The 13,087-nt window shown below is 71.2% G+C and carries 11 protein-coding genes; 10 read left to right on the top strand and 1 reads right to left on the bottom strand.

What is annotated here, in order from left to right; genetic code table 11:
* The first annotated feature begins 3 nt into the window (after window positions 1–3).
* The 10 genes from PKC53_RS11915 (at window position 4) to PKC53_RS11870 (ending at window position 12,476) form a co-directional block, all read left to right on the top strand.
* Complete coding sequence (locus PKC53_RS11915; protein WP_324428817.1) at window positions 4–1,653, top strand: antiporter; 1,650 nt, start codon at window positions 4–6, stop codon at window positions 1,651–1,653.
* Between the two features lie 24 nt (window positions 1,654–1,677).
* A complete protein-coding gene (locus PKC53_RS11910) occupies window positions 1,678–5,565 on the top strand; it encodes a nitrate reductase subunit alpha (RefSeq protein ID WP_324428815.1) in 3,888 nt (1,295 codons plus the stop codon).
* A gap of 31 nt (window positions 5,566–5,596) precedes the next feature.
* On the top strand, window positions 5,597–7,129 hold the full coding sequence (gene narH / locus PKC53_RS11905) for a nitrate reductase subunit beta (protein ID WP_324428813.1): 1,533 nt from the start codon (window positions 5,597–5,599) through the stop codon (window positions 7,127–7,129).
* Between the two features lie 25 nt (window positions 7,130–7,154).
* Entirely contained in the window at window positions 7,155–7,820 is a 666-nt protein-coding gene (gene narJ, locus PKC53_RS11900; RefSeq protein ID WP_324428811.1) for a nitrate reductase molybdenum cofactor assembly chaperone, read from the top strand.
* A gap of 5 nt (window positions 7,821–7,825) precedes the next feature.
* Window positions 7,826–8,554, top strand: coding sequence for a respiratory nitrate reductase subunit gamma (gene narI / locus PKC53_RS11895; protein WP_324428877.1), 729 nt, complete (start codon window positions 7,826–7,828; stop codon window positions 8,552–8,554).
* Window positions 8,555–8,567: 13 nt separating this feature from the next.
* On the top strand, window positions 8,568–9,359 hold the full coding sequence (locus PKC53_RS11890) for a peptidylprolyl isomerase (RefSeq protein WP_324428808.1): 792 nt from the start codon (window positions 8,568–8,570) through the stop codon (window positions 9,357–9,359).
* Between the two features lie 23 nt (window positions 9,360–9,382).
* Window positions 9,383–10,198 carry a carbonic anhydrase gene (locus PKC53_RS11885; RefSeq protein WP_324428806.1) on the top strand — a complete coding sequence of 272 codons (816 nt, stop codon included), beginning with the start codon at window positions 9,383–9,385 and terminating at the stop codon, window positions 10,196–10,198.
* A 52-nt stretch (window positions 10,199–10,250) separates the two neighbouring features.
* On the top strand, window positions 10,251–10,694 hold the full coding sequence (locus PKC53_RS11880) for a universal stress protein (RefSeq protein WP_324428804.1): 444 nt from the start codon (window positions 10,251–10,253) through the stop codon (window positions 10,692–10,694).
* Window positions 10,695–10,872: 178 nt separating this feature from the next.
* On the top strand, window positions 10,873–11,862 hold the full coding sequence (locus tag PKC53_RS11875) for a zinc-dependent alcohol dehydrogenase family protein (RefSeq protein ID WP_324428876.1): 990 nt from the start codon (window positions 10,873–10,875) through the stop codon (window positions 11,860–11,862).
* A gap of 122 nt (window positions 11,863–11,984) precedes the next feature.
* Entirely contained in the window at window positions 11,985–12,476 is a 492-nt protein-coding gene (locus PKC53_RS11870) for a Spy/CpxP family protein refolding chaperone (protein ID WP_324428802.1), read from the top strand.
* 104 nt (window positions 12,477–12,580) lie between these two features.
* Here the strand turns inward: PKC53_RS11870 and PKC53_RS11865 are convergent.
* Window positions 12,581–13,087: thiamine pyrophosphate-dependent enzyme (locus PKC53_RS11865; RefSeq protein WP_324428800.1), on the bottom strand; the 507-nt coding region annotated here is incomplete at its 5' end.

Genomic DNA, 13,087 nt, shown 5'->3' with positions numbered 1-13,087 from the left:
CGCATGAACACCGCCTCCACCGCCGGCTCCGCGCACGCGCGCCCGTCGGCCGACATCGACGACTGGCGCCCCGAGGACGACGCGTTCTGGGAGTCGACCGGCAAGCGCGTCGCCTGGCGCAACCTCGCGATCTCGGTGCCGGCGCTGCTGTGCGCGTTCGCCGTCTGGGGCATGTGGGGAATCATCACGGTGCAGATGCACAACCTCGGCTTCCCGTTCACGCAGGCCGAGCTGTTCACGCTGACCGCGATCGCCGGCATCGCCGGCGCGACGATGCGCATCCCGGCGTCGTTCTTCATCCGCCTGGCCGGCGGGCGCAACGTGATCTTCCTGACCACCGCGATGCTGCTGGCGCCGGCCATCGGCACCGGCATCGCGCTGCAGCACCCCGACTGGCCGCTGTGGGTCTTCCAGCTGATGGCGCTGTGGTCGGGTGTCGGCGGCGGCAACTTCGCCAGCTCGATGTCGAACATCAGCACCTTCTTCCCGAAGCGGCTGCAGGGCACGGCGCTGGGCATCAACGCCGGCATCGGCAACTTCGGCGTCACGACGATGCAGGTCGTGATCCCGCTGGTGATGACGGTCGGCCTGTTCGGCGCGCTCGGCGGCGAGCCGATGACGCTGCAGAAGGACAGCGGCTGGATCCTCGGCAAGATCGCCGCCGGCACGCCGACCTGGATCCAGAACGCCGGCTTCGCCTGGGTGCTGTCGCTGGTGCCGCTGGCCCTGCTGTGCTGGTTCGGCATGAACAACCTGAAGACGGTGACACCGTCCGCGGGGCACCCGATCGTCGCGTTCACGAAGGTCACCTACCTGTACACGATGGCCTTCGTGCCGGCGATCTTCGTGCTGTGGCTGTACCTGCCCGCGCCCACCGGGCTGGGGCTGCTGAGCATGTGGGTGGCGATCCCGCTGGACATCGGGCTGATGCTGCTGACGATGAAGCTCGCCGCCTTCGGCCCCATGAAGGAGAACATCGCCAGGCAGTTCGCGATCTTCAAGGACAAGCACACCTGGTCGATGACGGTGCTGTACATCGTCACCTTCGGCTCGTTCATCGGCTTCAGCATGGCGCTGCCGCTGTCGATCGCGGTGATCTTCGGTGTCAGCCACGTGCCCGACGCCAACGGCGTGATGACGCACACCGTGAAGAACCCGAACGCGCCGTCGGCGTTCACCTACGCGTGGATCGGCCCGTTCGTCGGCGCCGCGATCCGCCCGATCGGCGGGTGGATCAGCGACAAGGTGGGCGGCTCGATCGTCACGCAGGTGATCTCGGTCGTGATGGTCGCCGCGTCGGTCGCCGTGGGCTACGTGATGATGCTCGCCTACGCGTCGCCGACGCCCGAGCAGTACTTCCTGCCGTTCCTGCTGCTGTTCATCGTGCTGTTCGCCGCCAGCGGCATCGGCAACGGCTCGACCTTCCGCACCATCGGCGTGATCTTCGACCGCACGCAGGCCGGCCCGGTGCTGGGCTGGACCTCGGCGGTGGCCGCGTACGGCGCCTTCATCGCCCCGGTAGTGATCGGCGAGCAGATCAAGGCCGGCACGCCGCAGGTCGCGATGTACGGCTTCGCGGCGTTCTACGCCGTGTGCCTGGTGCTGAACTGGTGGTTCTACCTGCGCAAGAACGCGTACGTGAAGAACCCTTGAACGACCCCGTCGACGGAGAACCCGATGAGCCACTTTCTCGACCGCCTGACCCACTTCGCGCTGCCCAGGGAAGGCTTCGCCGAAGGCCACGGCGTGACCACCGGCGAGGACCGCACCTGGGAGGACGCCTACCGCAACCGGTGGGCGCACGACAAGGTCGTGCGCAGCACGCACGGCGTGAACTGCACCGGTTCGTGCAGCTGGAAGATCTACGTCAAGGGCGGCGTCGTCACCTGGGAGACGCAGCAGACCGACTACCCGCGCACGCGCTGGGACCTGCCCAACCACGAGCCGCGCGGCTGCGCGCGCGGCGCCAGCTACAGCTGGTACCTGTACAGCGCCAACCGCGTGAAGTACCCGATGGTGCGCGGACGGCTGCTCAAGCACTGGCGCGAGGCGCGTCGCACGCTGGGCCCGGTCGAGGCCTGGGCGGCGATCGTCGGCGACGAGGCCAAGCGCCGCGACTGGCAGAAGGTGCGCGGCATGGGTGGCTTCGTGCGCTCGAGCTGGGACGAGGTCAACGAGATCGTCGCCGCGGCCAACGTCCACACCGCGAAGACCTACGGGCCCGACCGCGTGGTGGGCTTCTCGCCGATCCCGGCGATGTCGATGGTCAGCTACGCCGCCGGCAGCCGCTACCTCAGCCTGATCGGCGGCGTGTGCATGAGCTTCTACGACTGGTACTGCGACCTGCCGCCGTCGAGCCCGCAGATCTGGGGCGAGCAGACCGACGTGCCCGAGAGCGCCGACTGGTACAACTCGAACTTCATCATCGCCTGGGGCAGCAACGTGCCGCAGACGCGCACCCCCGACGCGCACTTCTTCACCGAGGTGCGCTACAAGGGTGCGAAGACGGTGGCGGTGACGCCCGACTACTCCGAGGTCGCCAAGCTCGCCGACCTGTGGCTGCACCCGAAGCAGGGCACCGACGCGGCGCTGGCGATGGCCATGGGCCACGTGATCCTCAAGGAGTTCTACTTCGGCCGGCCCGACGAGCGCCGGGCCGCCCCGGGCGCGACGGAGCCCCTCGGGGGGTGGGTGCCGGTGGGCACCCAAGGCGCCGTCAGATCGGCCTACTTTGACGACTACGCGCGCCGCTACACCGACCTGCCGCTGCTGGTGCAGCTCGTCGAGCACACCCTGCCCGACGGGCGCAAGGCACTGGTGCCCGACCGCTACCTGCGCGCCAGCGACTTCAACGGACGCCTCGGCCAGGACAACCACCCCGAGTGGAAGACGGTGGCCTTCGACGAGCGCGGCAAGGTCGTCCTGCCGAACGGGTCGATCGGCTTCCGCTGGGGCCCCGAGGGCCGCAGCGACGCCGGCAAGTGGAACCTCGAGGCGAAGGAGGCGCGCCACGGCCAGGACACGCGGCTCAAGCTGTCGGTGATCGAGGACGGCGAGCAGGCGCACGAGGTGGTCGACGTCGCGTTCCCGTACTTCGGCGGCCAGGCCACGCCGCACTTCCGGGCCAACGAGCAAGGCGGCGACGTGCTGCTGCGCCGCGTGCCCGCGGCGCGCATCGCGCTGGGCAAGGCCGGCGAGCTGCGCGAGGCGATCGTCGCCACCGTGTTCGACCTGCTGGCGGCGCACTACGGCGTGGCGCGCGGGCTGGGCGGCGAGAACGTCGCCACGAGCTACGACGACGACCTGCCGTACACCCCCGCGTGGCAGGAGGCGATCACCGGCGTGCCGCGCGCGCAGGCGATCGCCGTGGCGCGCCAGTTCGCCGACAACGCCGACAAGACGCACGGCAAGTCGATGGTCATCATCGGCGCGGCGATGAACCACTGGTACCACAGCGACATGAACTACCGCGGCGTCATCAACATGCTGATGCTGTGCGGCTGCGTGGGCCAGAGCGGCGGCGGCTGGGCGCACTACGTCGGCCAGGAGAAGCTGCGCCCGCAGACCGGCTGGACGGCGCTCGCGTTCGCGCTCGACTGGATCCGCCCGCCGCGGCAGCAGAACAGCACCAGCTTCTTCTACGCGCACACCGACCAGTGGCGCTACGAGAAGGTCGGCATGGACGAGGTGCTGTCGCCGCTGGCCGACAGGGCGGCGTGGCGCGGCAGCATGATCGACTACAACGTGCGCGCCGAGCGCATGGGCTGGCTGCCCAGCGCCCCGCAGCTGCAGACCAACCCGCTGCAGCTGGTGCGCGACGCGCAGGCCCGCGGGCTGGACCCGAAGGACCACGTCGTGCAGTCGCTGAAGGACGGCAGCCTGCGCATGAGCTGCGAGGACCCCGACCACCCGGCCAACTGGCCGCGCAACCTGTTCGTCTGGCGCTCGAACCTGCTCGGCTCGTCGGGCAAGGGCCACGAGTACTTCCTCAAGCACCTGCTGGGCACCAGCAACGGCGTGCAGGGCAAGGACCTGGGCCGCGACGGCGAGCACCCGCTCGAGGTCGAGTGGCACGACCAGGCGCCCGAGGGCAAGCTCGACCTGCTGGTCACGCTCGACTTCCGCATGAGCACGACCTGCCTGTACTCCGACATCGTGCTGCCCACCGCGACCTGGTACGAGAAGAACGACCTCAACACCAGCGACATGCACCCGTTCATCCACCCGCTGTCGGCCGCGGTCGACCCGGCGTGGCACAGCCGCAGCGACTGGGAGATCTACAAGGGCTTCGCGAAGAAGTACGCCGAGGTCTGCGTCGGCCACCTGGGCGTCGAGAAGGAGGTCGTGCTGACGCCGCTGATGCACGACACGCCGGCCGAGCTGGCGCAGCCGTTCGACGTGAAGGAGTGGCGCAAGGGCGAGTGCGACCTGATCCCCGGCAAGACCGCGCCGCAGATCACCGTCGTCGAGCGCGACTTCCCGAACGTCTACCGGCGCTTCACCGCGCTGGGCCCGCTGATGGAGAAGGTCGGCAACGGCGGCAAGGGCATCGCGTGGAACACCGCCGACGAGGTGCGCCAGCTCGCCGAGCTCAACGGCTGCGTGCACGACGAGGGGCCGACGCAGGGTATGCCGCGCATCGTCACCGACATCGACGCCGCCGAGGTCGTGCTGATGCTCGCGCCCGAGACCAACGGCCACGTCGCGGTGAAGGCGTGGGAGGCGCTGAGCAAGGCCACCGGCCGCGAGCACGCGCACCTGGCGTTGCACCGCGAGGACGAGAAGATCCGCTTCCACGACATCCAGGCGCAGCCGCGCAAGATCATCTCGAGCCCCACCTGGAGCGGGCTGGAGAGCGAGAAGGTCAGCTACAACGCCGGCTACACCAACGTGCACGAGCTGATCCCCTGGCGCACGCTGACCGGGCGCCAGCAGTTCTACCAGGACCACCGCTGGATGCTCGCGTTCGGCGAGGGGCTGTCAAGCTACCGCCCGCCGATCGACATGAAGGCCACCGCCGGCATGCACGGCGTCAGGCCGAACGGCCACCCGGAGATCCTGCTGAACTTCATCACGCCGCACCAGAAGTGGGGCATCCACAGCACCTACACCGACAACCTGATCATGCTCACGCTGTCGCGCGGCGGGCCGATCATCTGGCTGTCGGAGGACGACGCCAGGCGCGCCGGCGTCGAGGACAACGACTGGGTCGAGCTGTTCAACGTCAACGGTGCGATCGCCGCGCGCGCGGTGGTCAGCCAGCGCGTCAACCCCGGCATGGTGCTGATGTACCACGCGCAGGAGAAGATCGTGAACACGCCGGGCAGCGAGATCACCGGCGTGCGCGGCGGCATCCACAACTCGGTGACGCGCGCGGTGCTCAAGCCCACGCACATGATCGGCGGCTACGCGCAGCTGAGCTACGGCTTCAACTACTACGGCACGATCGGCACCAACCGCGACGAGTTCGTGATCGTGCGCAAGATGAACAAGGTCGACTGGCTCGACACGCCGGTGGGCGAGGAGCTGGTGCGCCCGACGCAGGCGCACGGCGAGACCGTCTGAACCGCAGCGCAAGCAGCCAAGGAGTCACGCGATGAAAGTCCGCGCACAGATCGGCATGGTGCTCAACCTGGACAAGTGCATCGGTTGCCACACCTGTTCGGTGACCTGCAAGAACGTCTGGACCAGCCGCCCCGGCATGGAGTACGCCTGGTTCAACAACGTCGAGACCAAGCCCGGCATCGGCTACCCGAAGGAGTGGGAGAACCAGGACCGGTGGAAGGGCGGCTGGATGCGCCGCGCCGACGGCAGCATCGTGCCGCGCCAGGGCGGCAGGTGGCGGCTGCTGATGAACATCTTCGCCAACCCGAACCTGCCCGAGATCGACGACTACTACGAGCCGTTCACCTTCGACTACGACCACCTGCACAGCGCCCCCGAGATGAAGGCCGCGCCGACCGCGCGGCCGCGCAGCCTGATCACCGGCATGCAGATGGACAAGATCGTCTGGGGCCCGAACTGGGAGGAGATCCTCGGCGGCGAATTCGCCAAGCGCGGCAAGGACAAGAACTTCGACGGCTTCGAGGCGGCGCAGAAGGCGATGGTCGGCGAGTTCGAGAACACCTTCATGATGTACCTGCCGCGGCTGTGCGAGCACTGCCTGAACCCGGCGTGCGTCGCGAGCTGCCCGTCGGGGTCGATCTACAAGCGCGAGGAGGACGGCATCGTCCTCATCGACCAGGACAAGTGCCGCGGCTGGCGCATGTGCGTCTCGGGCTGCCCGTACAAGAAGATCTACTACAACTGGAAGAGCGGCAAGGCCGAGAAGTGCATCTTCTGCTACCCGCGCATCGAGGCCGGCCAGCCGACCGTGTGCTCCGAGACCTGCGTCGGGCGCATCCGCTACCTCGGCGTGCTGCTCTACGACGCCGACCGCATCGGCGAGGCCGCCGCGGTCGAGCGCGACAAGGACCTGTACCAGTCGCAGCTCGACATCTTCCTCGACCCGAACGACCCCGCGGTGATCGCGCAGGCGCGCGCCGACGGCATCCCCGACAAATGGCTCGAGGCCGCGCGCTCGAGCCCGGTGTACCGCATGGCGGTCGACTGGAAGGTCGCGCTGCCGCTGCACCCCGAGTACCGCACGCTGCCGATGGTGTGGTACGTGCCGCCGCTGTCGCCGATCACCGCCGCCGCCAACGCCGGGCAGGTCGGCGTCAACGGCGAGATCCCCGACGTGTCGCAGCTGCGCATTCCGCTGCTGTACCTGGCCAACCTGCTGACCGCCGGCGACACGATGCCGGTGCAGCGTGCACTCGAGCGCATGCTCGCGATGCGCGCGTACCAGCGCGACAAGCACGTCGAGCGGCGCCGGAACACGCGGGTGCTCGAGCAGGTCGGGCTGACGGTGGCCGAGGTCGAGGACATGTACCGGCTGATGGCGATCGCCAACTACGAGGACCGCTTCGTCATCCCGAGCACGCACCGCGAGTACGCCGAGAACGCGTTCAGCGTGCGCGGCGGCTGCGGCTTCAGCTTCGGCAACGGCTGCAGCGAGGGCGTCACCGAGACCAGCCTGTTCGGCAGCGAGAAGAAGCGCACGATCCCCATCAAGGCCGAGGTGTGACATGGGCTTCGCTTGCGCCCTCCCGATGAGCCGCACGCTGCGCGTGCTGGCGCACCTGCTGCGCTACCCCGGGCCCGAGCTGCGCGCGCACCTGGACGAGCTGCGCGACGCGCTGCACGCCGAGCGCGCGCTGGGCGCGCCGCGGCTGGCCGAGCTCGACGCGCTGATCGCGTCGCTGGCGCGCCGGCCGGCGCTCGACGTCGAGGCCGACTACGTGCAGCTGTTCGACAGCAGCCGCTCGTGCGCGCTGCACCTGTTCGAGCACGTGCACGGCGACTCGCGCGACCGCGGCCCGGCGATGATCGACCTGGCGCTGACCTACGAGAAGGCGGGTCTGATGCTGGCCAACGGCGAGCTGCCCGACCACCTCCCGGTGGTGCTCGAGTTCGCCAGCACGCAGCCGCCGCGCGAGGCCCGCGACTTCCTCGCCGAGACCGCGCACATCCTCAACGCGATCTTCGCCGCGCTGGAGCGGCGCGGCAGCCCGTACGCGGCGGCGCTGGGCGCCTGCCTCGAACTGGCCGGCGAGCGCCCGAAGCCGGTCCGGGTGCCCGACGACGAGCCGCTCGACGCGAGCTGGGCCGAGCCGGCCGCTTTCGAGGGCTGCTCGTCGCGCGGCCAGTCGCGCCCCGCCACACCGCAACCGATCCACGTCGTCCGCCGCGACGCCGCGCCAGGAGCCCGTCCATGAACCCGCTGCACCAGTACCTGCACGACTTCCTGTTCAACGTCTACCCGTACGTGTGCCTGGCGGTGTTCCTGATGGGCAGCCTGGCGCGCTTCGACCGCGACCAGTACACGTGGAAGAGCGACAGCTCGCAGCTGCTGCGCGCCAGGCAGCTGCGCTGGGGCAGCAACCTGTTCCACGTCGGCATCCTGTTCCTGTTCGCCGGGCACACGATCGGCCTGCTGACCCCGCACTGGGTCTACGAGCCGTTCATCACCGCGCCGCAGAAGCAGATGCTGGCCATCGTCAGCGGCGGCATCGCCGGTTTCGTGTGCTTCGTCGGGCTGACGATGCTGCTGCACCGGCGCATCGCCGACCCGCGCATCCGGCTGACCAGCCACCGCACCGACCTGGCGATCCTGGTCATCCTGTGGGTGCAGCTGGTGCTCGGCCTGGTCACGCTGCCGTTCTCGTTCGCGCATCGCGCCGACGCCAGCGCGATGCTGATCCTGTCCGAGTGGGCGCAGCGCATCGTCACCTTCCGCCCCGACGCCAGCGCGCTGGTCGCGCTCGACTGGCCGTTCAAGGTGCACATGGTGCTGGGCATGACGATCTTCCTGCTGCTGCCGTTCAGCCGCCTGGTGCACGTGTGGAGCGGGCTGGCGTCGGTGGCCTACCTGTTGCGCCCGTACCAGATCGTGCGCTCGCGCCGGCTGAACGTGCCGGCCGGGCAGAACCAGCCGCGCGTGCGCGCCTGAGCGGAGGCCGGCGATGAACGCATGCCCGACCCTCGATGCGCCGGTCGCACCGGTGCGCGTCAACGGCGTCGCGCTGCAGCGCGACGGCGAGCGGCTGGCCGACGACGAACTGCGCCGGCGCGCCTGCACGGAGCTGCTGCGCCAGCAGGCGCAGCGCGAAGGGCTGCTCGACGCCGCCGACGCCGCGACCCCCGATGGCGTGATCAGCGACGCCGCGGCCGCCGCGATCGAGGCGCTGCTCGACCGCGCCGTCGTGCTGCCCGAACCGTCCGACGAGGCGTGCCGGCGCCACTTCGACGCGCACCGGGCGCAGTACCGCCAGGGCGAGCGCGTGCACGCGCGCCACGTGCTGTTCGCGGTGACGCCGGGTGTCGACGTGCGCGCGCTGCGCGAGCGCGCCGAGCGCTGCCTGCTCGAGTTGCGCGCTGCCGACAGCGCCTCGGGCGCCTTCGCGCGCGCCGCCGGCGAGCTGTCGAACTGTCCGAGCGCCGCACGGGGTGGCGACCTGGGCTGGATCGGCGGCGACGAGTGCGCGAACGAGTTCGCGCGCGAGGTGTTCGGCCGCGCCGAGGTCGGCGTGCTGCCGCGGCTGGTGCACAGCCGCTTCGGGCTGCACGTGGTCGAGGTGCTGGCGCGCGAGCCGGGCACGCTGCCGGCGTTCGAGGCGGTGCGCGGCGCCGTCGCCGCGTCGCTGCGCCAGCAGGCGTTCGCCACGGCGCTGCGCCAGTACCTGCGGCTGCTCGCCGGGGCCGCGTTGGTCGAAGGCGTCGACCTCGACGGCGCCGACACGCCGCTGGTGCAATAGCGGCGCGACGCGCCGGCGCGACGATGCCCGACGAACTGCTCGAGCGGCTGCGGCGCTTCCGCGAGCACACCTTCCCCGGGGTGCAGGACCGCTTCCAGGACCTCGTCACCCACGGCCAGCATCCGACGACGCTGTTCATCGGCTGCTCCGACTCGCGGCTGGTGCCGTACCTGCTGACCGGCGCCGGGCCCGGCGACCTGTTCATGGTGCGCAACGTCGCCGCCTTCGTGCCGCCGCACGACGGCTACCTCGACGCGATGGCCGCCGACGTCGCACCGCAGCGCGAGTCCGACGCCGGCGCGCCGCTGCAGTCGGCGCGGCACTGGGTCGGCTACCACGGCACCGCGGCGGCGATCGAGTTCGCGGTGCTGCAGCTGCAGGTCTCGCGCATCGTCGTGTGCGGGCACACGCACTGCGGCGGCATCCGCGCGCTGTACGAAGGCGTGCCACCTGCGGCGGTGAACCTGTCGGCGTGGCTCGCGCTCGGCCGCGAAGCGGTGCTGCCGGTCGCCGACCCCGGCCCCGAGGTGCTGCGCCGCACCGAGCAGCGCGCGGTCGTGCTGCAGCTCGAGCGCCTGATGGGTTACCCGATGGTGCGCGAGCGCGTCGAGGCCGGCGCGCTGACGCTGCACGGCTGGCACTACGTGATCGAGGACGGCGAGGTGCACGTGTTCGACGTGGCCACCGGCGGCTTCGTGCCGGCGTCGCGCAGCGCGCACAGCGGCACCGGCCCGTACCGCGACGCCGCCGACGACGGGGCGCTGTTCAACGAGATCGACGCGGCGCTGTCGTCCCGGGCGCTTGACCAGGCGCAAGACACGGCCCCGCCGAATCCGTAGAGTCGTCGCATCGAAGGCCGGCCGGCGTGCCGGCGTGCGGGGAGCCACCACCATGTTCAAGCGCATCCTGGTGCCGGTCGACGGCAGCGACCTGTCGACGCGGGCCATCGACGCCAGCCTCGAGCTGGCGCGTCCGCTGGGCGCCACCGTGGTCGGCTTCGTCGCCGAGCCGATGCCCACGCTGCCCGCGGTCGGGCGCCCGCCCACCGTGGTCGCGCGCGAGAACGAACTGCACGACCAGCGCACCGCGGCGCACGCGCGCGAGGTGCTGTCGGCGTTCGAGCAGCGCGCGCAGGCCGCCGGTGTCGGCTTCGAAGGGCACTTCCTGCAGGCCCCGCTGGTCGACCAGGCGATCGTCGACGCCGCCGAGTCGAAGGGCTGCGACCTGATCCTGATGGTCACGCACGGCCGCGGCGCGTTCGGCGAGTTCCTGTTCGGCTCGCACACGAAGGCGGTGCTGTCGCGCTGCAAGCTGCCGCTGCTGGTGCTGCATTGAGGTGAGCCACCCCCGAGGCGCCAAGGGCGTCGCCCCCGCGAAGGTCGCGGCGCCCGCACACCGGCCAGTCCGGATGTGCCGCGAAGGCCGGGGCGCGGCGTTTTCCCGCGTCGCCTGCAGCGGTCGCGCTGCGTGAATGGCCGACGACGAGGGCGTCGTGGCGCCGCGCTGGCTGTCGATGCAACTCGACGCGCCGGGGCGGCCGTTGCAGCAGGTCTGGCGCGAGGCGCTGCCGGTGCCGGGGCCGGGGCAGGTGCGGTTGCGCGTGCGCGCCTGCGGCGTGTGCCGCACCGACTTGCACATCGTCGACGGTGAACTGGCGCACCCCGGCCCGCCGGTCGTGCCCGGCCACGAGGTGGTCGGCACGGTCAGCGCGCTCGGCGAAGGCGTCGACGGCCTCGCGCCGGGTGAGCGCGTCGGCGTGCCCTGGCTGGGCTGGACCTGCGGCCGCTGCGCGCACTGCCGCGCCGGGCGCGAGAACCTGTGCGAGCGCGCGCGCTTCACCGGCTGGCAGATCGCCGGCGGCTACGCCGAGCACGTGGTCGCCGACGCGCGCTACGTGTTCCGCCTGCCCGCGCGCTACACCGACGACGCCGCCGCGCCGCTGCTGTGCGCCGGTCTGATCGGCTGGCGCGCCTATGCGATGGCCGGCGACGCGCCGCGGCTGGGGGTCTACGGTTTCGGCGCCGCGGCGCACCTGATCGCACAGGTGGCGGTGGCGCAGCGGCGCGAGGTGTACGCGTTCACCCGCCCCGGCGACGTCGCCGCGCAGCGACTGGCGCGCGAACTGGGCGCGACGTGGGCCGGCGGCAGCGACGAGGCCGCGCCGGTGGCGCTCGACGCGGCGCTGATCTTCGCGCCGGTCGGCGCGCTGGTGCCCGTCGCGCTGCGAGCGGTGCGTGCCGGCGGCACCGTGGTGTGCGCCGGCATCCACATGAGCGACATCCCGTCGTTCCCGTACGCGCTGCTGTGGGGCGAGCGCCGGCTGCTGTCGGTGGCCAACCTCACGCGCGCCGACGGCGAGGCGTTCCTGCGCGTCGCCGCCGAGGTGCCGCTGCGCGTGCACACCGTGCCCTACGCGCTGGCCGACGCCGACCGCGCGCTGGCCGACCTGCGTGCCGGGCGCTTTGCCGGCGCGGCAGTGCTGCATCCGCCGGCGTCGGCCTGAGGCGCGCCGTCGCCGCCGTCGTGCCGTTCGCCGGCGCGCGATGGGCGTATCTTCCGTACCGGCACCGGGCCGGGGCGCCCCGGTGCCGGCGCCGTCTGCGCCCCGATCGCGAGGAGCTTGACGTGAGACACGCATGGATCGCGGCCACGGCCGCAATGCTGTTCGCCGGCACGGCGGTGTCGCAGCCGTACGGCATGGGCCCGGGGATGATGGGGGGTTACGGAGCCGGCATGATGGGCGACTACGGGCCGGGCCCCGCAATGATGGGCGGCTACGGCCATGGCCCCGGGATGATGTGGGGCGGCGGGCGCCGTGGGGACCACTGGGGGCTCGAGCTGAGCGCCGAACAGCGGCGCAAGATCGACGAGATCCAGCAGGAGACCGCCAAGGCGCGCTGGCAGCTGATGGGCACGATGCACCAGCAGGGCTGGCACATGCAGGGCCTGCACGGCCCGGGCCCCGTCGACGAGGCCGAGGCGCGCAAGGCGTTCAAGGCGATGAGCGAGGCGCGCGAACAGATGTTCGAGCTGATGCTCGGCGAACGCAAGCGCATCGACGCGGTGCTGACGAACGAGCAGCGCGAGCAGCTGCGTCGGCGTTGGGGCGGGCGCTGACGAGCTTGCCTTCGTGGGCCCCGGGCGGACTGCGGCGCACACCCGGCCCGACAGTCATCCGCGGACCGCGAGTGCCCGTCGCCGCGGCAAGGCGCAGCGCCGTGTCAGGCCGCGGCCAGCGCCGCGCGCCGCTGCAGCATCGCCCACCCGTCGTCGATCTCGGCCTGCAGCGCGTCGACCTGCGCCGGCGTCATGTGGCGGTAGCGGCGCTGGATCGCGAGGTAGTCGGCCACCGGCCGCGTCTTGTCGGAGTTGACGCTGTAGCGCCGGCCGTCCTCGACCTCGTACAGCGGGAACGCGCCCGACTCGACGGCCAGCCGCGCCGCGGTGAGCCCGGCGTCGTCGCGCAGGCCCCAGCCGTCGAGGCAGGGGATCAGCAGCGTGAGGATGCGCGTGCCGCGCATCGACTTGGCCTTGGCGACCTTGCGCTTCAGGTCGGCGAGGTGGCCGGCGCTCGCGGTGGCCACGTAGGGCACGCCGTGCGCGGCCATGATCTCGGTGAGGTTCTTCTTGCGCGAGGTCTTGCCCGCCGGCGTCGAGCCGGTCCACGCGTAGTGCGGCGTCGACGACGACTTCTGCGCGCCGGTGTTCATGTAGCCCTCGTTGTCGAG

It is taken from the genome of Azohydromonas sp., from assembly GCF_035325925.1.
Lineage (GTDB): Bacteria > Pseudomonadota > Gammaproteobacteria > Burkholderiales > Burkholderiaceae_C > Calidifontimicrobium.
Note: the sequence above shows the minus strand (reverse complement) of the source record. Positions and strands in the feature narration are given on the sequence as shown.